The organism is Lysobacter sp. Hz25 (assembly GCF_046097045.1).
Lineage (GTDB): Bacteria > Pseudomonadota > Gammaproteobacteria > Xanthomonadales > Xanthomonadaceae > Lysobacter > Lysobacter antibioticus_B.
The window spans coordinates 1,129,663-1,151,899 of sequence record NZ_CP175666.1; the positions used below are offsets into that span (position 1 = coordinate 1,129,663).

Genomic DNA, 22,237 nt, shown 5'->3' on the forward strand with positions numbered 1-22,237 from the left:
CGGTTTCAGGCGGCGGCCGCCGCTGCCTGCTGGTCGCGCTTGCTCATCAGGAAGGCGTGCAGCATTTCCGTCGACAGGCCGTGCAGGGTCAGGCGGAAGCCGGCGCGCAAGGTCGACAACGGCACCAGCGGGTGGCGGTTGTTGAGCAGGACCAGGTGCGAGCGCGCATCGAGGATGGTCGCCACGTACAGGCCGATGGTCTCGTCGAGCTGCAGCGAATTGGTCGCGCGCCAGAAATCGCTGTCGGTGAGCAGCAGTTGGTAGATCGGCGTGAACAGTTCGATCGAACTCTGCAGGTCGAGGAAATTGCGCCAGCGCCGCGGCATGTCCTCCAGCCGCAGCTCGGGTTGCTTGACCATCGACAGGTCGGGGTCGGCGACGAACTGCAGTTCGCGCCCGGCCGCCTGCAGGTTCTGGTTGAGACGGATGACGAAGTTGAACAGGTTGAGGTCGTGCACCAGGAACATGTCCTCGCGCACGTCGGCCACCGCGGCCGGGCGCAGCGGATTGCCCTGCACTTCGACCCCGGAGTTCTTGCCGATGAACTCCAGCACCTGCGAGCCGAGATGGAAGTGGCGCAGGATCAGCCAGTTGGCTTCCGGGCGCAGGAAGTTCTCCATGCCCCAGGCGAGCAGGCGGTGCAGGGTGCGCGAGAATGCGAGCCGGCGCGGGGCGAATACCTTGGCGACCTGGATCAGCACGATCAAGGTGCGCGCCAGCGGCCGCATGAACGGCAACACGAACTGGCGCGAGCGCGAGCTGGAATCGGCCAGCCAGGCGCGCTTGACCTCGTCGTCGAGCGGCGTGCTGCGATCCAGGTACAGGGCCAGCCACGGACTGGGGTCGCGCGGGTCGTAGGCCTGCTCGAGGAACTCGGGTTGGTACTTCATGCCGGCATCACGTGATCGAACTGCATGAGATAGAGCTCCGCGGTGCGTCGAGCCGTGGCGATGATGGCACGGGCGCCTTCGCCGTCGGCGTCGTGTTCGAGCACGATCTCGATCGCCCGCAGCCAGCGGGCCAGATGGTGCTCGTCGTTGCTGCCATGGTATTCGAGGAAACGGAAGGCGTCGGCCGGCAGGGACAGGCTGGCCTTCATCAGCGGCAACAGCGCCGGGATGATGCGCTGGCCGGTGCCTTCGATGATGTAGATCGCGCCGAGCAGGCCGAGCGGATTCGGCGTCGCCGCCAAGGCGTGCAGGTAGCTGTTGAGCGCTTCGCCGCCCGGGTTGCGGCGCAGGGCGTCGATGTCGGCGACGGCGCCGCCGGCCTTGCGGTAGTCCTCGTACAGGATCATGTAGTCGTCCTGTTCGTCGCCGGCATGGGTTTCGATCAGGGCGCTGAGCTCGGTGTACGGCGCCTGCACCGCGGCCGCGCCTTCGCGCATCCACTTGCTGCCTTCGCGTACCTGCGGGATCCAGTGCTGCATCCACTGCACGTAATCGGCGGTGGCGAAGCGGCGCTCGCGCAGCTTGCGGATCACCGGCGTGCGCCAGGCGCGCGAGCGGTAGTCGTGCCAGATCGTCGCCAACTCGCCAAGCAGATGACGCAGGGCCGCGGGCGCGTCGGCCGGGTCGTGCGGCGGGGCGATCAGCTCGGGATCGTGCGCGGCGGCGACCGGGGCGTTCGTGGGCACGGACACCGAGGAGATCAGCGGCGCATCGGCGGCTTCGACTTCGATCAGCACGAAGGCGACGGTGAAACGGCCGGACTCCGGAATGAAGCACAGGATGCGTTCGCCCGGCTGCAAGGTGCGCGTGCGCAGGAACTCGTCGAGCATGATGAAGATCGACGCCGCGCCGGTGTTGCCGCGCGAGGTCAGGTTGCTGTACCAACGTTCGCGCGGAATCTCCAGTCCGGCCTTGCACATCAGCTCGTCGACCACCGGGGCGAAGCGCTCGGACGAGTAATGGCAGAGGAAGTGATCGATCTTGGCCGGGTCGAACCAACCGGCGTGGGCCAGCTTGGCGTACTCGTGCACGCCGACGTCGAACAGATGCGGCAGCAGGCGGATGTCCTGGCGCAGGAACAGCGCGCCGTCGGCTTCGGCGGCCTGCCAGGAGTCGTAATCGAGGTGGCTGCGGGTGCGGTCCGGCGTCAGCCCCAGTTGCATGCAGACCGGGTAATCGCCGGAGAACGAACGCTGATGGATAAAGCGCAACCGCAGGCGCAGGCCGTCGCGCGGCTTCGGTGCCGAACTCAGCTGCAGGGCGCCGGCGCCGTCGGACAGCATCCAGCGCAGGAAGTGCGCGTCGAAATCGGCGTTGTAGTCGCGCGCGGCATAGCGCGAACGCTTGAACAAGCGCGACGGCATTTCCGCCGCCGCGACCAGGGCGCGCTGATGCGAACCCAACTCGACCGCCGACGCCGCGCTTTCCCAGGCACCGACGCCGGAGGCGCAGATACCGTGCGCGGACAGGGTCTGCATCGGCGGCGCGGCCAGTTCGCCCTGCACCATGCAGGCGAAGCCCGGCATCAGCGCATCGCCGCCGGAGGTGCCGCAGGCGAGCAGGCCGATGCCGTCGAGCGCGGTGTCCGTGCTGGCCAGACACTGCCGGATCGCCGATGCGGCCATGTCGGCGCAGGAGTGCACGGTACGTCCGTCGGCATCGACCGCGTAATGACGCGTCAGGATGCCGTTCTCGGCCAGGATCCGGCGCTTGATCCGGTCGGACAGCTTGCTCAGCGGCGCGATATAGGCATCCATCGCGGCGTTGTCGACGGGCGCGCCGGGCAGGAAGCGGCCGCTGCCCTCGATGAAAGTGCGTTCGAAACGGGTGGGCATCAACAATCCTTGGCAGTGGTTACAGGCCCGTCGACGGCCGCGCAGGTATCGGCCGGGCGCAAGGAGCGCGAGCGATACTGCGGCAGGAACGGGCCCAGGACGAATACGCGCCAGGCGTAGCCGGCGAAGCTGGCTTCGAGCAGGCGTGGGTCGATCAAAGGGCGATAGCGGTGGTGTAGCCGCGGCAGTTCGGACCAGTGTGCGCGGCCGTGTTCGTGGTGGGCGGTGTGCAAGCCGATGTTGAACAGCAGCGGGTTGAGCCAGCCCTCGAAATTGCGCGCATAGCCGAACCGCGCTGCGTCGTCGGCGTGGGCATGCTGCAGGTAGTTGGCCGAGAGCAGCCAGTGCAGGCCCAGCAACTGCGGCAGGATCACCAGCGCCAGCGCCTTGCCCGGGTCGATCGCCAACAGCGCGGCCCACGAGCCCAGCCACGCTGCGTACTGCAGCAGATACCAGCGGTAGGCCCCGGGCGCGCGCCGGCGCACGCCGCGCAGCCAATCGAACAGGAAGGGATAGATCACCGCGATCGCCTGCAGCGGATGCAGCAGCCAGCCGAGCGCGTGATTGTGGTCGCCGAAGCGCCAGGTGCGGGCGACGTCGCCCGGGCCGTGGCGGTGGCGATGGTGGTTGCGGTTGTGCGCGGGATGGAAGACGAAGGTCGGGTGCCCCTGCAGCACGGTGATCAGCAGGTCGGTGCCGCGATTGCGCCAGCGCCCGCGCCACATCGGCAGGTGCGCATGGTTGTGGTGGATCACGCTGATCGCGATCGCCAGGTACAACATCAGCGCATACAGGGGCAGGCTGAAACCGTGCCGCCACTGCCATAGCGCCAACAGCGGCTGCGCGATCAGATAGGCCAGGCTTTGCAGGTCGCGGCGATGGCGCAGTGCGCCGATGCCGGGACCTGTCGCGTTGGAGCGTGCCTGGTCGGGGCGGGCCTCGTAGGAGCGCGCCTGCTCAGGGCCGGCCTCGTCGGGACGGGCCTGGTGGAGGCCTGCTTCGTTGCGGGCCGCGCCGTCGCTCATGCCGCGCCGTCCGTGCGGGTTCGCGCCGCAGAGCGGGCGTCTTCGGCGGCGGGGTCGATCACCGTGCCGGCCCAGCGGTCGAACACTTCCAGCAGGAAGCCGTAGTTGCCGTTGTAGCGCGCGTGGTGCAGATGATGGCGACGGCTGGCGCCGCGCCATCCGCGCGCCGGCGCGGTGCGGCTGGCTTCGTAGTTGCTGTGGCCGAGGTTGTTGAGGGCGATGCTGAGCACCGGCAGGCTGGCCACCGCGACGAAGCTGAAATCGTGCAGCAGCATCGGGATCAGCGGCACGCTGCCGAGCATCACCGCCTCGACCGGGTGGAAGGCGTAAGTCGAGAACGGCGTGGCGACGTGCGAGCGGTGGTGCATGCCGTGGAAACGGCGCAGCCAACTCGTGTGCAGGGCGCGGTGGTTGAGATAGAAGTGCAGCTCGTTCCACAGGAACAGCACGGCGATTTCGAGCAGCACGCGCCAGGCCGGCGGGTCGACCGCGAACCGCGCCCAGCCCAGCCGCAGCATGCCCCAGGGCACCACCAGGCCGAGGCCGAAGATCAGGATCGAGACGGCCGAGGCGCCGAACTCGCGGCGCAACTGGCCGGGCGGCAACGGGCGGGTGTCGAGGCGGCGGCCGTAGCCGAGCGCAGGCAGCAGGGTGTGGGTCAGCCACCAGTTCAGGCCGCCGCTCAGCAGATACAGCGCGGCGAAATACAACACGCCCACGACCATCACTTCGATGGCGCTCAGCGAGACGAACCAATGACCCACGTGCGGCTCCTGCCGATTACTCCTGCCGATAGCTTGCACTATCCGGCGGCGCCAACCCAGTGCGAGGCGACTGGGCAGGCCGTGTTTGGATGACTCGATCGGGTGGCTCGCGAAGCAGGGCGAGGCTCCCGGCGCGACCGTCCGGGCATCGCCCGAGCGCGCTGACGCGCCGCGACGGCCGCCGATCGCAGCCGCCGCCCGTGGCTGCGTGCCTCGTCACTGCATGCGCGCGGCCCGCCCGGGTTCGTCCTGAGCCTTCTGCGTCGACTCCTGCGCCAAGCGCTCGTCGCGCTGTTGGTTGAACGACTGCGTCTCGCGCAGGGTGTCCTGTATCGCCGGCGCCTGTTCGGCCACCGACACGCCGGCATGGAACCCGGGGATGGTGCCCGCGACCCACAGCTTGCCGTCGACCACGGCCGCCTTGTCGATGCGGTCCGCATCCGGAATGCCGTTGCGCTTGGCTTCCAGCATCGCCTTCGCCACGGTTTCGTCCGGCACGTCCGTCGGCACGCCGGCGCGGATCTTGGCGAACATCGCCTGGTCGTTGGGCGTCAGCCGCGACAGGCTGAAGAGCGGCTCGGGCTGGGCCGTCATCGGCGCCGGCTCTCGTGCGGATTCTGGTAGGAGCTCTCGCGTAGGCGCGGTGGCTGCGGTTTCGGCGGTGCGTGGCGATGCGGTCCGCTCCGCAGCCGGGGCGAACGCATCGGCCTGCTGCGCAGGCTCGTGCGAACGAGCCGGTGCTTGCGTTGGCGGCTGTTCGTCGCGAGCGACGTTGGCGGTCTCGCGCGCCGGAGGCTGTTGCGCTTCATCGGTCTGCGGCCGCGGCGCCGCCCGTTCGTCCTGTGCGATGAACTCGGTCGGCTGTGGGCGTTCGGCAGGCTGCGCGGTTCGAGCGCCTTCTTCATTCGCCGGCGCACGAGAAGCGAATTCGGGCGTTGCCTGCGAAGGCGCCTCGCCGTCCCGCCGGGCGACGGCGGCCGGGCGTTCCGGCGGGGCGTCCGATTCCGGCAGGGCCGGCGTGCGGGCCTGCGCCTGCGATGGGTTCTGCCCGGCGGTCTTGCTCGATTCGATCCGCGCATGTTGCGCCGCCGACATCGCCTGCTGCGTAGTCGGGTCGGCCATGCCGGTGTCGACGAGGCCCTGGTCGCGCTGGAACTGACGCACGGCCTGTTCGGTGGCCGCATCGTATTCGCCGTTCTGAGCCAGCGGCTCGCCATCGGCGCCGCGATAACCGACGCGATGCAGGCGGTATTGCAACAGCTCCACCTCTTGCCCGCGGTCGCCGGGGCGAAGCACGTCGTCCTGTTTGTTCGCTGCGGAGCTGGTTACCGCTGCAGGAGCGACGGTGGCCGGCTGCGCGGAATCGGGTTGAACGACTGCAGGTTGGATGGCGGCGGGCTGGGCAGGAGCGGCTTCGATGGAAGCGCCCGGCACGAAAGCAGTCGGCGCTGCCGCCGGCTCGGATGCGCGCAGCGGTACCTCGGCCTGGGGCGATTCGGGTTGGCGCGACTCGGCGGCAACCGTTTTGGCTTGGGCTGCGGCTTCCGCTTGAGGACGCTCGGGTTCCGGGACGGCTTCGGCGATCGGTGCGGGCGCCGCGCCCGTGGGCGCGGGCGCTGGTGTGGGCGCCGCTGTGGGCTCGGCTTCTCGGCGCAAATCCGACGGCGGAACCGGCGCGCCGGTCGTACGCACGGGTTGCGCATCATCGAGCGCCGGAACCGACGGCGCGAGCTCGGGCGAGGCGGTCGCCACGGCGGCCTGTTGCGCCGCCTGCTGCACCTCGTCGCGCGACAGCCCCTGCCGGTTGGCTTCGCGCTCGGCCTGTTGATGGGCCTCGCGTTGCTGCGGCGACAGCGTGGCGACGCGCAGTTCCGGGGTGTCGGGAATGGGGGCCGCGCGTTCGCGCCGGGCCGCCACTGCCTGCTGGATGTCCTCAGTGCTCGTGACCGCGACGATCTGGACCACGCCGTTGTCGCGACGCAAGTGGGCGAGCGGGCTGTCGATGTCGTAGCCGCCGTTCGGGCTGCGTTCCACGTGCAGGGAACTGGCATGCGGGTCGATGCCGTGCGCCTCCCGCGTGCGCTGCAAGGCATCCATCACCGCGTCCAGGCGCTCCGGATTCGGCTTGATGCCGAGCGCGGCATAAGTCGACATCACGTTGGCGCGATCCCTTTCGTCCAACGACGGCGCCTGCCACTGCGGAATCGTCAAAAGGTGCCGATCGTGCTGCACGAGTTGGGTCTGCAATTCGGCGCGCGTGGTGTCCAATTCCCGTTGCAGATTGCCCGACGCCTGGCGGCCGGCCATCAGGCCGTCTTGGCGCTGCCACTGGCCCTCGTCATCGCGGCGGTACTGGTGGCCATCCGAGGCCTGTAGGCTGTTCGGCTCGGCGAGCGCTGCCAGCACCGGCTCCGGCATCGGCCCGAACGCGTCCCAACCGTTGCGGCGATAGGCCTGTTCGTATCGGGCGGCGATCGGTGCCGGGCCGCTGGCGATGTTTTCGCGGACCACTTGCTCCGACATGCGGTCCAGTTCCGCGGCGCGTTCGGGCGAGGCCTTTTCCGGATTGACCAGCGGGTGGCCGCGGTCGGTGCGCGCGATCACCACCTGGCGGACCCAATCGCCGGTCTCCGCATTACGCTGCCAGTCGGCCTGGGCGAAGCTGTGTTTGTCGGTCTCGTTGGCCGGCAGGACGTAAGGGTCGCGCGGCGGCTCCAACTTGCCCATCGCCAAGGCGCTGGACGAATTGCTGGCCAGATAGGTGAGTTCCCGCGCCTTGTCCGGCAAGGCGGCGAACGACTGCTTCTCGGCAATAGTGACGCCGTCGTCGCGCAGGTCGCCGGGCTCCTGCCTCAGCCATTGCTTGCCGTTGTACTTCCAATCGACGCCTTCGCGGTCGGTCTGGTTGTAGACCTGACGATCGTCCCACCACTGGGCGACATTCTCGCCGACCTGACTGCCGGCGATCGCGCCGACCGCCACGAACGCGATCGCGCCCGGCCCGGTTTCCCAGCCCACCGCGAGACCGGCCGCCGCGCCGCCGAGCCAACCGCCGGTGCCGCGCGCCGCGTAATGGGCGAACTGCGATTGCGCGGCGAGGGGATTGTCCTGGGCGAGCAAGGTGCCGATGCGGTCGCCGGTCTGCTTTGCGTCGTAAACGCTGGCGGCCACGCCGAGCGCGGAAGCGCCGGCGAGCACCGTCGCCTTGCGTATGCCGGGCCCCGATACGTCCGCATTCGGCGCATGCGCCAGCGGTGCGCCGGGACGGACCAATTCGTCGATGGTGGCGGCGGCCTCGGCGCGTTGCGCACTGTGGGCCACCTTGCCGCGATCCGCCTGTTCGCGCAGCAGCGCTTCGGCGGTCGAGGCAGGAACCTTGTCGTTCTGGGCGATGGTGTTGGGCAGATCGCGGTGCCATTCGGCTTGCGCCTGCCAGGCGTTTCTCAAGCGTTCCGTCACCACAGGGTCTTGCAGGCGCGCATCGCGCGCTTCGCGCAATGCAACGCTGGGCGGTATCGCCGCAGTCCGGCTGTCGTAGAGCTCGGTACCGCTGCGGTCGAAAATGCGGACCGGCACATCCGTGGCGCCGCGCACCTTATCCAGATTGTCGGGCAGGTCCCGATACACGTCGTCGTGGAAAGCCAAAGGCACGTCACGGCCGACGCCATCTACATCGATCTTCTTGGTGAATCTTTCATCGATGCCGTGTTCGCTTTCCAGGCGATGCGTCGCCATCGCGCGAACTTCGACTTCGTAACCCGCAGCCTGCAGCTCCTTGATCATCTCGGTCGCAGGCTTTGCGTTCCCGAGTGTCGTATCAACGATGATGTTCTTGCGGCCTTCGATCGCCGCTTCGCGAAGTCCTCGCGCCCATTGACCTGCGTCTGAATTGGTCTGCTGCGACCAGCCGTAAGGGGAGGCTTCCTGCCACTTTTTAGCCTCAGGGTGATACCTGCGAAGCTCGTCAGGGTCGATAGCAGCGACATCGTCCGATAGCTCGAGTTCGACGGCAGTTTTCAGGCCGCCTTTGCCTGCGCCAGGTTGCCCGGCCAGGATGATGGCCTTGGGTCGCTCGTGAGAAGTCAGTCCTTCGAGGTTAGCCTCCGGGATCACTTTCTCCCGGAGAATCCGAGAATGCTCTTCTTTGCTAAGACGATCTTGGCTGCCACTCATTAGAACGCATCCTTGTTCTCTTTAAAGTATTCCCACAGGTCATGAAGTCCCTTCATGCCTCCATTGCTCGATCTCGCTCTGGACATCAGAGACTCCTTGGCCTCTGCGCTCGCGATCGCGCCGGCATCGCCGCTATTCTGCGCTGCTTCCAGCTCCGCCTGGGCCTCGCGAATGAAGGCTTCTAGGCGGCTTTCCAGTACCCAAATAGCTACTTCAAATGGAGGCGTCAGATGCGAAGGCTTTTCTATAACAGTGTTGAGAACCTCCTGTAAGCGATCGATATGTCCAGGGTAGTCCTTGAGCATCTCGCGAAGTTTGGTTGGGACGGGTGGAGGTGGAAGACTGATCACTGCAGCGTCCTATCTTGGGTTGAGGGGGGGGGGATCTCGCGGTCTCTACTTATGCTGGAAGTATCTCCAAAGCGCATCGTCGGTGATCCAGGTATATTTCGAGCTCGCGCGCGACATCAGTCTCACCTTTTCACTAGCTCGTGTAATTTTCCCTGGCTCTCCCTCTTCCTGTGCCGTCTTCAGTTCGGTCTGGGCTTCGCGGTAAAAAGTTTCCAGGCGCCCTTCGAGTGCCCAAATAGCTTGATCAAAGGGCATGAGAAGCACTCTGCCGTCTTGGACAACATTGTTCAGTACTTCCTGCAGTCGGTCGATATGCCCTGGATAGGCCTCAAGCATCTCCCGCAGTCGTTGTGGGACCGGAGGAGGTGGTAGGCTGCTGTTCGGGGTGGAAGTATTGCCGTCCATCATGATCATATGCTCCCTGGCCACAGAGCACGATGGCGGGTCGCTAGCCACATGCTTGGGGGCTTCTCCGGCTCTTTGATTTATTAGAAAGCGTCTTTGGTCGCTTCGAAGTACTCCCAAAGATCATGCAGACCCTTCATGCCTCCATTGCTCGATCTGGCCCTGGACATGAGTTCCTCCTTGGTCTTTGCAAGCTCTATGGCCTTGGCGTTTCCTTTGGCTTGTGCCGCTTCCAAGTCTGCCCTGGCTTCATGGATGAAGGTTTCCAAGCGACCTTCGAGTGCCCAAATCGCTTGATCGAACGGCATAAGCAGCACCCTCCCGTCATACACGACGCCATTTAAGACTTCGTGCAGCCGCTCGATATGGTTTGGATAGTCCTTGAGCATTTCCCGCAGTCGTTGTGGCACCGGAGGCGGTGGGAGGCTACGGCTATTCGGTGCAGAAGTGCTGTCGTCCTTCATGGCCCTGTACTCCTTGGGCAGCAAGTCAGCTCATCAATAGGGACGCAGCCTCCTTCAAGCAGCAAGCTAATCGTCCCTAACTAGATCGCGTCTTCGTTCTGTTTGAAGTAGTCCCATAGATCATGCAGGCCCTTCATGCCTCCATTGCTCGATCTGGCCCTGAACATCAGGGTCTCCTTCTCCTCTGCCATGGCGATCATGCCGTCATTCTTGCCTTCGCGTGCAGCGCTAAGCTCGGCCTGTGCCTCGTGGATGAACTCTTCGAGTTGTCCTTCCAACATCCAAATCGCAACTTCGAATTTCGGGCTGACCGATTTAGGTTCTTCGGCTACGCGACTCAGTTGCTCCTGAAGTCGTTCGATATGCCTCGGGTAATCCTTGAGCATCTCGCGCAGCTTCTTAGGAACGGGCGGTGGCGAGAGTTCAGCCATGGCAGCATGTCCACGATGCAATGCCGCATGGAGTATCGCTCAGGACGTGCTGCGTTGGCATCAGACTTTTCCTACACCGGCCTCGGGTAATTGCCCGGCGTTTCGATATTCCTGCAGGGCGCACCGCGCGTCGGTTGTGGCCGGGTGCAAATTAACGCAACCGGGAGTATCGCTTTCAGGTGCCCAACCCCCGCCATTGCTACACTTACGCCTTATCTCGGCCTGAGTTCAGCAGGTATCCGGGGACTTAACAGGGTAGACGGGTTTCAACAGTGATCGAAGCAAACGGGAAAATCTTGGAATCGCAGGCCATCCGTCTGTCCGTCGCCCCGATGATGGACTGGACCGATTCGCATTGCCGGGTGTTTCACCGCACCCTGGCGCCGCATGCGCGGTTGTATACCGAGATGGTGCATGCGAATGCGGTCATCCACGGCGACCGCGCGCGGCTGCTGGCGATGGACCCGGTCGAGCATCCGGTGGCCTTGCAACTCGGCGGCAGCGAGCCGGCCTTGTTGGCGCAGGCGGCGCGGATCGGCGCCGAGCGCGGGTTCGACGAGATCAATCTCAATTGCGGTTGCCCCTCCGACCGAGTGCAGGCGGGGCGTTTCGGCGCCTGTTTGATGCGCGAGCCGGCGCTGGTCGCCGAGTCGGTCGCGGCGATGATCGCGGCCTGCGATGTGCCGGTGACGGTGAAGTGCCGGCTCGGCGTCGACGACGATCATCGTTTCGAGGTGTTCCTGGCCTTCGTCGACGAGGTCGCGGCGGCCGGTTGCACGATGTTCGTGGTGCATGCGCGCAATGCCTGGCTCAAGGGGCTGTCGCCGAAAGAGAACCGCGAAGTGCCGCCGCTGCGCTACGACTGGGCGTATCAGCTCAAGCGCGAACGGCCGCAGCTCAAGATCCTGGTCAATGGCGGCATCGCCACGGCCGAAGAGGCGACCTCGCACCTGGAACACGCCGACGGGTCCATGCTCGGCCGCGCGGCCTATCACGAGCCTTACGTGCTGCACCGGATCGACACCGCCTGGTTCGGCGGCGAGCTGCGCAGCCGCGCCGAGTTGCTGCGTTCGCTACGGCCCTATGTCGAGGCGGAACTTGCGCGTGGGGTGTTCCTCAAGCACATCACCCGGCACATGCTCGGCCTGTTCCATGGCGAGCGCGGCGGCCGCGCCTTCCGCCAGGTGCTCAGCGAGGGCGCGCACAAGCCCGGCGCCGACTGGTCGCTGATCGAGCAGGCCCTGGCGGTGACCGAGTCCTTCGCCACCCGCGACGCCGCCTGAGCCCCTGGTACCAGCGTTTCCCGGTTCTGCCGCGTCCATAGCCCTCCGCCAACCCCACCGGCGCCTGCCTGCGAGTCCGCATGATCACCCGCGATCCCGATGCCTTCTTCGCCCAGGCCCGCACCCTCGCTGCCGATTTCGGCCCGGCCACGGCGCGCGCGGCGTTCCTGGTCGCGCCGGACGGGTTCGCCCGCGCCGAGCAGTCGGCCGGCGACAACCGCTACATGGCGCAGGCCGCGGATTTCGACCCCGGCCGCGCCAGCGCCCAGCATCGCGAGCTGCAACGGGCCTTGTCGGCGGTGCTGCCGACGATCTGCTTCGCCGGCGATCCGGATACCCCGGACGCCTTGTTCCCCAACAACGTGTTCGCGACCGGGCGGCCCGACGCGGCGCGGGAGCCGGGCGGGGCGCCGCGCTACCTGGTCGGGCGGATGCGCCACCCGGTCCGCCAGCGCGAGGCCGAGCGCGCCGACATCCGCGCCTTCTTCGGCCGGGTGCTGGGTTATCGGGAGGTCGATCTGTCGCTGCAGGCCCACCCCTGCGAGCTCACCGGCGCCCTGGTGGTCGACCGTGCCCGCGGCCTGGGCTATGCCGGCCTGTCCGAGCGCTGCGACGAGGCCGGCGCGCGGCTCATGCACGAGGCCCTGGGGCTGCGCGCGACCCTGCTGTTCGAGCTGGCGCCGGGCGAGTACCACACCAATGTCGTGCTGGCGGTGCTGGCCGGCCGCGCCGCGCTGGTCAGCCCGGCCGGTTTCGCCGCGCCGGCGCTGGCGTCGGCCATCGCCGGCTTCTATGCCCCGCACGGGATGATCCTGTCGGCGGCCGAGCACGCCGCCTTCGTGGCCAATTCGATCGCGCTGTCGGCCGACCGGGTCTGGATGAGCGCCGCGGCCGGGCGGGCGCTGGCCGAGCCCACCCGGGCCGGCCTGGCGGCAGCCGGTTTCGCGCTGGAGACGGTCGAACTGGACGCGATCGAGGCCGGCGGCGGCTCGCTGCGCTGCTGCGTCGGCGAGATTTATTAGGAATGACTCTCAGCTGCGCACGGACTTTGCTGGCGCTACGTGTGATGGCGGTCGAACCGGCCTGAATGGCAGCCGGATGCAAGCGAAAAGTTCAGATCGGATTCACTGCCCCGTTCCGAAAATGCCCCCACGTCGCAAGTTCGCACATTATTGTTCCGCTGGGGCATCCTAAGATCGTCATGAGCATCCGGTCCACCCGCGTCCTGTCGTTGCTGCTGCTCGTCGCCTCGTGCGCCGCGGCCGGCAATGCCTTGGCTCAGCACGACGACGGCCGTGGCGGCCGCCGGCACGACCGCCGCGACGACCATCGCTCCCTGTCCGACGCCATCCGTCGGGTCGAGCGGGAGAGCGGCGGCGGCCAGGTCCTGAGCGCCGAGCGCATTCCTTTCGACGGCCGTGACGTAAACCGGGTCAAGGTCGTCGATTCCAGCGGCCGGGTCCGGATATACATGGACGACCCGCAGCAGCGCGGGCGCGGCGACGACGACCGCCCTACACGCCGCGACGACAATAACAACGACTAACCTTCGCTTCGACGGCCCGGACGATCCTGTCGGGCCGATATTTATACAAGGGAGTGCCCATGCGAATTCTGCTGGTCGAAGACGAAGCGCCGCTGCGCGAGACCCTGGCCGCGCGCCTCAAGCGCGAGGGCTTCGCGGTCGATGCCGCGCAAGACGGCGAGGAAGGCCTGTACATGGGCCGCGAGGTGCCGTTCGACCTGGGCATCATCGACCTGGGCTTGCCGAAGATGTCGGGCATGGAGCTGATCAAGGCCCTGCGCGACGAAGGCAAGAAGTTCCCGGTGCTGATCCTGACCGCGCGGTCGAGCTGGCAGGACAAGGTCGAGGGCCTGAAGCAGGGCGCCGACGACTACCTGGTCAAGCCCTTCCACGTCGAGGAGCTGCTGGCGCGTCTCAACGCGCTGGTGCGCCGAGCCGCGGGCTGGAGCAAGCCGACCCTGGAATGCGGCCCGGTCATGCTCGACCTGGCGGCGCAGACGGTCAGCGTCAACGGCGGCAACGTCGACCTGACGAGCTACGAGTACAAGGTCCTGGAATACCTGATGATGCACGCCGGCGAGTTGGTCTCGAAGGCCGACCTGACCGAGCACATCTACCAGCAGGATTTCGACCGCGACTCGAACGTGCTGGAGGTCTTCATCGGCCGCCTGCGCAAGAAGCTCGACCCGGACGGCGCCCTGAAGCCGATCGAGACCGTACGCGGTCGCGGCTACCGGTTCGCCATTCCGCGCAGCGGCGACTGATCCAGGAACCTTTCCGGACCCCTATGCGGCCCGCGTCTCCTCCTGATGCGGGCCGTCCGGCCCGTCCGACGCCATGAGCTGGGGTCAGCCCCGCTCGCTGCGCGCGCGCCAGTTGCTGGCCGCCAGCCTCGGCCTGCTCGCTTTCCTCGCCCTGGCCGGCTACGCGCTCGACCGCGCGTTCCTGGAAACGGCCGAGAGCAACATGCGCCAGCGCCTGACCAGTTACGCGCTGGCCTATGCCGCCGACACCGATTTCGGCCGCGGCGGCGAAATCATTCCGCCCTACGACCCGCCGGACCCGCGTTTCGACCGGCCCGGCAGCGGCCTGTACGCGGAAGTGATCCTGCCCAACGGGCACTGGGACTCGATGTCGGCGCAAGGGCCGGTGCTGCCCGACGGCGGCATGCTCAAGGCCGCCGAGGAGACCTTCGAAGGCCCGTTGCCGATCACCGAGATCAACGGCCATGCCGGCGAGGCCTATCGCTATGGGCGCGGCCTGATCTGGAGCGTCGACGGCGACTCCAAGTCCGAGTTCCAGTACACGATCTACATCCTCGAAGACACCAGCGCGCTGCGCCAGCAGGTCGCGGTGTTCCGCTTGTCGCTGTGGCGAAACCTCGGCGGCGCCGGCGTGATCCTGCTGCTGCTGCAGGCGCTGATCATGCAATGGAGCCTGCGCCCGCTGAAGCGCGTGATCGAGGAACTCAAGCGCGTGCAGCGCGGCCTGGCCTCGCGCATGAGCGAGCGCCACCCGCGCGAGCTCGAACCGCTGACCGAAAGCATCAACGCCTTCATCGAGAGCGAGCGCGAAAACCTCGACCGCCAGCGCAACACCCTGGCCGACCTGGCGCATAGCCTGAAGACGCCGTTGGCGGTGCTGCGCGCGCGCCTGGACGACGACCAGAACGGCGGCGCGGCGATCGATGCCGGCCTCCGCGAAGACGTCGACGTGCAGTTGCGGCGCATGAACGACCTGGTTTCGTATCAGCTGTCACGCGCTGCATCCGGCGGCCATGCGTTGTTCGCCGCACCGGTCGCGATCGAACCGCATGCCGAAGAGATCGTGCGCGGCCTGGAAAAGGTCTACTCGTCCAAGGGCATCCTGTGCGAGTTCGATGTCGCCGAGGGCGTGCAATTCCATGGCGAACCCGGCGACCTGCAGGAACTGCTCGGCAATCTGCTCGAGAACGCGTTCAAGTGGGCGAACTCGCGCGTGCTGCTGACGGTGCAGTCGGGCGAAACCGCGGCCAACCGCCGGCCGGGTTTGTTGCTTGCCGTCGACGACGACGGCCCCGGCATTCCGCCGGAAAAGATCGCCTCCATCCTGCAGCGCGGCGTGCGCGGCGACGAGCGCGTGCATGGCCACGGCATCGGCCTGGCGATCGTGCAGGACCTGGTACGCGGGTATCGCGGCACGCTCGACGTGATTCCGTCGGAGGAACTGGGTGGTGCGCGGTTTGAGGTTAAGTTGCCGCCGGGGTTGTGAGGCGCTGGGCGCGCCGCGATTGCACGTGCGCTGGTTGTGCTTCGATCTCCGTGTCGTTTCGGATGGCCCTTGTAGGAGCGGCGTGAGCCGCGACCGCGGGACGTGCTGAGGCAACGAAGGCCATAGTTATTCGTCGAAGCGGCGTGCGCTTGCCAGGGTAGGAGCGGCGTCCTACTGGATTTCCTTCGGTCACAAGCCGCGACCGCGCCAAGCGGTTTGGCGACGTCCCCATCAAGCCAATGCTGTTGCTGAGACTTTGATCTGCTTTGCCGGTCAAGTGGAGACCCGGAGGGCGCCGCACAGGACGTGCGGCGTTTTCCGATAAGACAGGGACGTCTTATCGGAAAATCCCGGCGACAGCACCGCACTCGTGGCCTGTGCCCTTGCAAGGAGAGCCCTTTTCTTTGGTTACCTTTCTTTTGGGCTTAGCAAAAGAAAGTAACCCGGCCGCGTCAGCGGACGGAAGCTCTGCTCTTGCCTGTGGCTTCTGAAGAAACAAGATCAAACGCCAAAAGCTTCCGCCACTAAAGCGGCGGGTTACTTTCTTTTGTCATAAGCAACAAAAGAAAGATAACCAAAGAAAAATGCTTTGTTTTGAATCACAGGCCCGCACGAGCGGTGCAGACGCCGGGATTTTTCATACGGGACATCCCTGTCCCGATGAAAAACGGCGCGCATCCATGCGCGCCGCCCTCCGGGTCTTCAATTGCATCGTGTGCGCGGTGCGGCGCACAGCAACGGCAACAGCAACAGCAACAGCAACAGCAACGATAGCGGTAATCGTGTGGCTGCGATGGCTTAGGGTAGGAGCGACGCGAGTCGCGACCGCGCTGTTGCGGTCTCGCTTCGCTGACGGCCGAAGGCTCCGGCAACCTCCTGTAGGAGCGGCGCAAGCCGCGACCAACCAACGCGACGTACGCAAGCGCCATCCCCGGAACACGGACAATCGGTGCGGTTATCGCCGCATGCCAGGCACTTCGCTTCGGCCACGGAGTGGTATCTCACCGCTTCGGTTGGTCGCGGCTCACGCCGCTCCTACAGGAACGCTTGCCGGATCCCTCAAGCGAACGGCGAAACCCCATAGAACCGCTGCAGATGCGCGGCCACCGCGGGCATCTGCTCGCGCAGCAGGGCGGGATCGCTGAAGTGGTATTCGGTGGCGACGGCGAAGAACTCTTCGGGCGCTTCGGCGGCGTAAGGGTCGATGGCGGTGTCGCGGCCGGCGTCGACGTCGGCGACGAAGGCGTCGTAGGCCTGTTGGAAATCGCGCGCCCATTCGCGTTGCCACGGGCGCGGCAAGGGCGGGGTGCCGTCGAGCAGGTCGTCGAGCAGGTCGAGCTTGTGCGCCATCTCGTGCGCAGCGACGCAGAAGCCGGCGCGCGGTTCTTCGCAGTCGGCCAGCACGTCGGCCCAGGACAGGATCAAGGGGCCGGCTTCCCAGGACTCGCCGATCAATTCGTCCTGCCATTCGTGCAGCACGCCGGCCGCATCGGTGTGGCTGCGGTTCACCCGGAACGCATCGGGGTAGACGATCAACTGCGACCAGCCGCGCAGGCCCTCTTGGCCGAACTCGAGCAAGGGCAGGCAGCACAAGGCGGCGAGCAGGCAACGCTGGTGCGCGTCGAGTTCGAGCTCGCCGATCGGGCTGATGGTTTTTTCGTGCAGGAAACGCGCCGCCAGCTCGCGCAGGCGTTGCTGGCGCTGCGGGTCGAGCGCGCGCGCCCACGGCAAGGCGGCGACGGCGTCGCGCCACAAGGCGTCATCGATCAGGGGCGGGCGCCGCAGACGGCGCAACAGGTCGAACAAAGGCGGTGCCGTCAGCGGATCAGCGGAACATGCCCGGCAGGAAGTTGTGCCAACGCGGCGACTGCAGGCGGTTGTTGCCTTCGGCGTCGCTGTGCACGCTGGGCTTGGCCTTGGTGTCGCGAGCGGTCGGCGGCGCGGCGCTGCGGCTGCTCGGGCGGGCCGCCGTGTCCTTGCGCGATGCGCTGCTTTCGGGGCAGGCATCGTTCGGGCTGAGCTTGTTGACTTCGCGTGCACCGACGTCCGCGACGGCCAAGGTCGCACTGGCGAGGGCGAACAGCAGGCACAGACAGATCCGTAACATGGCGGAATCCTTGATCGGCCCGGCCGGAATCCGGCGTCGAGCGATTTCCCGACTATAGCGCGAAACCCGCGGCCTGGGCCGTCTCGGGGCGCGCAAGATCGATGCTGCGCCGCAACAGACGCCCGCGCCGGTTTGCCGCAGACTGCCGCCATGGCGATCGCCCATCCTCCGCTGACCGCGCCGGCCCTGCGCCGGGCCTTGATCGCGGGGGCGCGCCGGGTCATCGCCGGGCGCGACCTGCTCAACCGGATCAACGTGTTCCCGGTCGCCGACGGCGACACCGGCAACAACCTCGCGCACACCCTCGGCAGTCTGCTGAATGGGGCGCTGAGCCGGCGCAGCCGTCATATCGGCGAGCTGTTGTTGCGGATCGGCGACGATGCCATCGACGGCGCGCGCGGCAACTCCGGGGCGATCCTGGCCCAGTTCCTGCACGGCGTGGCCGAGTACGCCCGCAGCCGGCCCGAGCTCGACGCCGCGACCCTTGCCGCCGCGGTCCGCCACGGCGCGGTCAATGCCCGGGCCGCGCTGGCGCATCCGGTCGAGGGCACCATCCTCAGCGTCATCAACGCCTTCGCCGACGCCCTCGACGAGGCCGCGCTGGCCAGCCGCGACGGCGACCCGCGCCCGGGTTTCTCCGCCGCGCTGATCCAGGCCCGCAACGCGCTGGCGCGCACGCCGCAGCAGATGGCGCTGCTACAGAAGGCCGGCGTGGTCGACGCGGGCGCCAAGGGCTTCGTCGATCTGCTCGAAGGCATCGCCGAATTCGTCGACGGCGGCCCGCGTGCGCTGCGCGTGCACGCCGGCGTCAGCGCCGCCAACGAAGCCTGCGCCGGACACGGGGAAGCGCTGGCACCGGTGCACGAAGCGGTCGACCCGCAGCGGCGCTGGTGCAGCGAATGCCTGGTGATCGGCAGCGGCATCGAACGCAGCCGGCTGCTCGCCGCGCTCGAAGCGATCGGTGCCGATTCGCTGGTCCTGGCCGGCGGCGAGGCGCGCATGCGCGTGCATGCCCACGTCGGCGTGCCGCAGCGTTTGTTCGATGCCTGCGCGGCGTTCGGCGCGGTCGAGGCCATGAAGGCCGACGACATGCTGCAACAGCAACGCAGCGTCGAACGGGTGCAGCGGGTGGCGGTGGTGACCGACAGCGCCGCCGATCTGCCCGAGGCCCTGGCCGAACGCTACGGCCTGCACGTGGTGCCGGTGCGGGTGTCGATCGACGGCCGCGACTATCTCGACAAGATCGGCCTGGCCACCGCCGAGTTCTACCGGCGCATGGCCGGCAGCGCCGACTTGCCGCGCACCAGCCAGCCGCCGCCGGGCGATTTCCGCCGCGCCTTCGAGTTCCTGTTGGGGCACCGCGCCGAGATCCTCTATGTCGGCCTGTCGCGCGCGGTCTCCGGCACCCTGCAGTCGGGCGAACAGGCCGCGGCGCGTGCCGATGCGCGCCGGGTGCAGGTGTTCGACAGTTTCAATGCCGCCGGCGGCCAGGCCTTGCTGGCATGGCGTGCGGCCGAGTTGGCCGCCGACGGCGCCGAGCTGGCGGCGATCGTGGCCGAACTCGAACGCCTGCGTCCGCTGACCCGGACCTGGGCGATGGCGCGGGATATCTCGCACGCGGTGCGCGGCGGGCGGATTCCGCCCTGGGCCGGGCCGCTGGTGCGTTACACCGGCCTGACCCCGGTTGCGAAGATGAAGCCGGAGGGGCGGTTGAGCGTCAGCGGCGGCTTGTTCGCCAAGAAGGACGCGCCCGAGGCCTTTGCACGCCATCTGACGCGGCGCCTGCCGGACGGGCAGCGCTGGCGCGCGATCGTCGGCCATTGCGACGCCCTCGGCGACGGCGAGCGCCTGCTCGAGGCCCTGCGCCGCCGCCTAGACCTGGAACAGGCCTGGCTGGTCGAGACCGGGCCGGCGCTCGGTGCCCATGCCGGGCGCGGGGCGTTGCTGGTGTCGCTGCAGCCGGCGCCGGGCTGAGGCCGCGGCCCAACGGTTACGCGGCAAGCGTGAGAGGGCGCGGTCGCGGCTCGCGCCGCTCCTACCCGTAGCCGACGCCGTACAGGGGGCAAGCCGTGACCCGGCTGCGGCCCGATCGCCGGCAGTCCTGCGAAGGCTCATGTCCGCAAGCGGCCGCCGCGCAACGGCGCATCCCCCGGCACGGCGCTCGAATCCGTATCGGCTCTCGTAGCGGCTCGCGCATAATTCGCCCATGTCGCTCGCCGCCCTCCCGCCGCCCCTGTCCGCCGCCATCGCGGTGGCGCCGTTGTCGGTGGTGTTGTTGTTGGCGGCGTACGCGATCGGCTCCCTGTCGGGCAGCCTGCTGTTCGGGCGCCTGCGCGGCGTCGATATCCGCCAGCAGGGCAGCGGCAACGCCGGCGGCACCAATGCCTTCCGCACTCAGGGCCTGCGTTTCGCTGCGGTCGTGGTCGTGTTCGACATCGGCAAGGGCGCACTGGCGACCTGGCTGGCGCTGCGCTTCGCGCCGGTCGGCGACGACTTGTCGGTGACCGCGCACGGTTATCTCGCCGCGTTCGCCGCGGTGCTCGGCCATGTCTGGCCGATCTGGCACGGGTTCCGCGGCGGCAAAGGCGCGGCCACCCTGGTCGGCGCGCTGATGGTGTTGTGGCCGTTCGCGGTGCCGCTGCTGTTGCTGGTCTGGGCCGTGGTGCTGATCGCCAGCGGCTATGTCGGCCTGGCCACGGTGATCGCGGCGCTGTGCCTGCCCCTGCTCGCCTGGCTCGGCGATGCCGGCCTGCCGCGGCAATGCTTCGCGATCGCCGCCGCACTGTTGGTCGTGTTCACCCACCGCGGCAACCTGGCGCGTCTGCGCGCCGGCACCGAATCGCGCTTCGCCGGCGCGCGTCTGCTGCACCGTTGGCGCCGGAGCTGATGGACGACCGCGCGCTGTTGCAGCACCTGATCGCAGGCCCCGCCACCGGCGACGCGCTCGCCAGCGCCGCCGGGCAGACCCGCGCGGCGGTGTGGAAGCGCATCGAAGCCTTGCGCGAAGCGGGTATAGCGATCGAAGCCAAGCCCGGGCGCGGTTATGCGCTGTCGCAGCCGCTGGATCTGCTCGATGCCGAGGCGATCGTCGCCGCGTTGTCGGCGCCGACGCGGGCCCGGCTGGCCGCGCTCGAAGTGGCCTGGAGCATCGATTCGACCAACAGCGAGCTGCTGCGCCGGCCGACCCCGGCGCAAGGCGTCGCGGTGTTGCTGGCCGAACGCCAGACCGGCGGGCGCGGGCGCCGCGGCCGGGTCTGGGCCTCGCCGCTGGCCGCGCATCTGTATCTCTCCTTGTCGCGCTCGTTCGGCGGCGGCCTGGCGCGCCTCGGCGGGCTGAGCCTGGTCGCCGGCATCGCCGCGGTCGAGGCCCTGCAAGGCCTCGGCTATGCCCCGGTGCGGCTGAAATGGCCGAACGACCTGGTCGTGCTCGACGGCGATGGCCTGCGCAAGCTCGGCGGCCTGCTGATCGAAGGCGGCGGCGAATACGCCGGGCCGGCGCGCGCGGTGATCGGGCTCGGGCTCAACGTGCGCATGCCGGCCGCGGCTGCGGCCTCGATCGACCAGCCCTGGAGCGACCTGTCCGGCCTTGCCGGCGCGCGCGCGGTGGCGCGCGACACGGTCGCTGCGGCCCTGCTGGAGCGCTTGCTGCCGGCGCTGGACGAATTCGACGAGGCCGGGCTGGCGCCGTTCCTCGACCGTTACGCCGCGTTCGATGCATTGGCCGGGCAGGCGGTCAGTGTGCACGGCGCCGACGCGACGCATCAGGGCATCGCCCTCGGCCTGGCCGACGACGGCGCCCTGCGCGTGCGCCTGGACGATGGCGAGGAACGCCGTTTCCACGCCGGCGAAGTCAGCGTGCGGCGCGCGCAAGGAGCATCGCGTTGAGCGCCTGGCTGTTCGATCTCGGCAACACCCGCCTCAAGTGCGCGCCGCTCGGCGCCGACGGCCGTCCCGGCGATGCCGTGGCGCTGCCGCATCGCGAGGAAGACGTCGCCGCCGCACTCGCCGAGGCCTTGCCGGCGGAGCGGATCGAGGTCGCCTATCTGGCCAGCGTGGCGCATCCTGCGTTGCGCCTGGCGGTGCTCGAAGCACTGACCGTGCGTTGCCGGCGGATCTCGATCGCGCGCACCCAAGCGAGTTTCCGCTCGCCGCAGGGTTTCGCCGCGGCGCGCTCCGATACGGTGCGCATCGCCTATGCCGAACCGCGCAAGCTCGGCGCCGACCGTTTCCTGGCCTTGCTCGGCGCGCACGCGCAAGGCGAGGGCGCGGCCTTGATCTGCGGGGTCGGCACTGCGCTCACCATCGATCTGCTCGACGCCGACGGCCTGCACCACGGCGGCCTGATCGCGCCGTCGCCGACCCTGATGCGCGAGGCTCTGCATGCGCGCGCGCCGCAATTGCCCGAACACGGCGGCGAGACGCTCGATTTCGCCGCCGACACCGAAGATGCCCTGGCCTCGGGTTGCGACGGCGCGGCCTTGGCCCTGATCGAACGCAGCCTGGCCTCGGCGACCGCGAAACTCGGCCGGCGGCCGCGTCTGCTGTTGCACGGCGGCGGCGCCGATGCGCTGGCCGCCGCTCTGCCGTCGCCGACCCTGGCCCCGACGCTGGTCCTGCAAGGACTCGCGATCTGGGCCGGCATCGAAACTTCCCCCTGAACCCAGGCGATAGAATC

General features: G+C 67.9%; 20 protein-coding genes. 9 read left to right on the plus strand and 11 right to left on the minus strand.

Features of this window, described 5'->3' with window-relative positions; all coding sequences use genetic code 11:
- Positions 1 to 5: 5 nt before the first annotated feature.
- The 9 genes from ACKN61_RS04680 to ACKN61_RS04720 form a co-directional block, all read right to left on the minus strand.
- Entirely contained in the window at positions 6 to 890 is an 885-nt protein-coding gene (locus tag ACKN61_RS04680) for a DUF6999 family protein (protein ID WP_408952522.1), read from the minus strand.
- Positions 887 to 2,785 carry an iron-containing redox enzyme family protein gene (locus ACKN61_RS04685; RefSeq protein WP_408952523.1) on the minus strand — a complete coding sequence of 633 codons (1,899 nt, stop codon included), beginning with the start codon at positions 2,783 to 2,785 and terminating at the stop codon, positions 887 to 889. The genes ACKN61_RS04680 and ACKN61_RS04685 overlap by 4 nt, the downstream gene beginning before the upstream one ends.
- Complete coding sequence (locus tag ACKN61_RS04690) at positions 2,785 to 3,810, minus strand: fatty acid desaturase (RefSeq protein ID WP_408952524.1); 1,026 nt, start codon at positions 3,808 to 3,810, stop codon at positions 2,785 to 2,787. Before ACKN61_RS04690 ends, ACKN61_RS04685 begins: the two co-directional genes overlap by 1 nt.
- Entirely contained in the window at positions 3,807 to 4,574 is a 768-nt protein-coding gene (locus tag ACKN61_RS04695) for a sterol desaturase family protein (protein ID WP_408952525.1), read from the minus strand. The genes ACKN61_RS04690 and ACKN61_RS04695 overlap by 4 nt, the downstream gene beginning before the upstream one ends.
- Before the next feature lie 216 nt (positions 4,575 to 4,790).
- Positions 4,791 to 8,747 carry a zeta toxin family protein gene (locus tag ACKN61_RS04700; RefSeq protein ID WP_408952526.1) on the minus strand — a complete coding sequence of 1,319 codons (3,957 nt, stop codon included), beginning with the start codon at positions 8,745 to 8,747 and terminating at the stop codon, positions 4,791 to 4,793.
- Positions 8,747 to 9,052, minus strand: coding sequence for a hypothetical protein (locus ACKN61_RS04705; protein ID WP_408952527.1), 306 nt, complete (start codon positions 9,050 to 9,052; stop codon positions 8,747 to 8,749). Before ACKN61_RS04705 ends, ACKN61_RS04700 begins: the two co-directional genes overlap by 1 nt.
- 90 nt (positions 9,053 to 9,142) lie before the next feature.
- On the minus strand, positions 9,143 to 9,511 hold the full coding sequence (locus ACKN61_RS04710) for a hypothetical protein (protein ID WP_408952528.1): 369 nt from the start codon (positions 9,509 to 9,511) through the stop codon (positions 9,143 to 9,145).
- A 74-nt stretch (positions 9,512 to 9,585) separates the two neighbouring features.
- Positions 9,586 to 9,966 carry a hypothetical protein gene (locus tag ACKN61_RS04715; RefSeq protein WP_408952529.1) on the minus strand — a complete coding sequence of 127 codons (381 nt, stop codon included), beginning with the start codon at positions 9,964 to 9,966 and terminating at the stop codon, positions 9,586 to 9,588.
- An 80-nt stretch (positions 9,967 to 10,046) separates the two neighbouring features.
- Positions 10,047 to 10,397, minus strand: coding sequence for a hypothetical protein (locus ACKN61_RS04720; protein WP_408952530.1), 351 nt, complete (start codon positions 10,395 to 10,397; stop codon positions 10,047 to 10,049).
- A 332-nt stretch (positions 10,398 to 10,729) separates the two neighbouring features.
- On the opposite strand from ACKN61_RS04720, the gene dusA reads away from it, so the two are divergent.
- From dusA to ACKN61_RS04745, 5 genes are all read left to right on the plus strand, one after another.
- Positions 10,730 to 11,680: a tRNA dihydrouridine(20/20a) synthase DusA gene (gene dusA, locus ACKN61_RS04725; RefSeq protein WP_408953758.1), complete on the plus strand. Its 951-nt coding sequence runs from the start codon at positions 10,730 to 10,732 to the stop codon at positions 11,678 to 11,680.
- A gap of 80 nt (positions 11,681 to 11,760) precedes the next feature.
- Positions 11,761 to 12,702, plus strand: coding sequence for an arginine deiminase-related protein (locus tag ACKN61_RS04730; RefSeq protein ID WP_408952531.1), 942 nt, complete (start codon positions 11,761 to 11,763; stop codon positions 12,700 to 12,702).
- A 179-nt stretch (positions 12,703 to 12,881) separates the two neighbouring features.
- On the plus strand, positions 12,882 to 13,226 hold the full coding sequence (locus ACKN61_RS04735; RefSeq protein ID WP_408952532.1) for a hypothetical protein: 345 nt from the start codon (positions 12,882 to 12,884) through the stop codon (positions 13,224 to 13,226).
- A 59-nt stretch (positions 13,227 to 13,285) separates the two neighbouring features.
- Positions 13,286 to 13,969 carry a response regulator transcription factor gene (locus ACKN61_RS04740; RefSeq protein ID WP_031372686.1) on the plus strand — a complete coding sequence of 228 codons (684 nt, stop codon included), beginning with the start codon at positions 13,286 to 13,288 and terminating at the stop codon, positions 13,967 to 13,969.
- A 73-nt stretch (positions 13,970 to 14,042) separates the two neighbouring features.
- The gene (locus ACKN61_RS04745) at positions 14,043 to 15,455 is read left to right on the plus strand and encodes an ATP-binding protein (RefSeq protein ID WP_408952533.1); all 1,413 of its coding nucleotides are present in this window, start codon (positions 14,043 to 14,045) and stop codon (positions 15,453 to 15,455) included.
- 1,059 nt (positions 15,456 to 16,514) lie between these two features.
- Here the strand turns inward: ACKN61_RS04745 and ACKN61_RS04750 are convergent.
- Both ACKN61_RS04750 and ACKN61_RS04755 read right to left on the minus strand, forming a co-directional pair.
- Positions 16,515 to 17,261 carry a zinc-dependent peptidase gene (locus tag ACKN61_RS04750; RefSeq protein ID WP_408952534.1) on the minus strand — a complete coding sequence of 249 codons (747 nt, stop codon included), beginning with the start codon at positions 17,259 to 17,261 and terminating at the stop codon, positions 16,515 to 16,517.
- Between the two features lie 19 nt (positions 17,262 to 17,280).
- A complete protein-coding gene (locus tag ACKN61_RS04755; protein ID WP_031372689.1) occupies positions 17,281 to 17,562 on the minus strand; it encodes a hypothetical protein in 282 nt (93 codons plus the stop codon).
- Between the two features lie 150 nt (positions 17,563 to 17,712).
- On the opposite strand from ACKN61_RS04755, the gene ACKN61_RS04760 reads away from it, so the two are divergent.
- The 4 genes from ACKN61_RS04760 to ACKN61_RS04775 all read left to right on the plus strand — a co-directional run bounded on the left by ACKN61_RS04760 (position 17,713) and on the right by ACKN61_RS04775 (position 22,220).
- Positions 17,713 to 19,536, plus strand: coding sequence for a DegV family protein (locus ACKN61_RS04760; RefSeq protein ID WP_408952535.1), 1,824 nt, complete (start codon positions 17,713 to 17,715; stop codon positions 19,534 to 19,536).
- A gap of 232 nt (positions 19,537 to 19,768) precedes the next feature.
- Positions 19,769 to 20,449: a glycerol-3-phosphate 1-O-acyltransferase PlsY gene (gene plsY, locus ACKN61_RS04765; protein ID WP_408952536.1), complete on the plus strand. Its 681-nt coding sequence runs from the start codon at positions 19,769 to 19,771 to the stop codon at positions 20,447 to 20,449.
- Positions 20,449 to 21,447: a bifunctional biotin--[acetyl-CoA-carboxylase] ligase/biotin operon repressor BirA gene (gene birA, locus ACKN61_RS04770; protein WP_408952537.1), complete on the plus strand. Its 999-nt coding sequence runs from the start codon at positions 20,449 to 20,451 to the stop codon at positions 21,445 to 21,447. Before plsY ends, birA begins: the two co-directional genes overlap by 1 nt.
- Entirely contained in the window at positions 21,444 to 22,220 is a 777-nt protein-coding gene (locus ACKN61_RS04775) for a type III pantothenate kinase (protein ID WP_408952538.1), read from the plus strand. Before birA ends, ACKN61_RS04775 begins: the two co-directional genes overlap by 4 nt.
- The last annotated feature ends 17 nt before the right edge of the window (positions 22,221 to 22,237 follow it).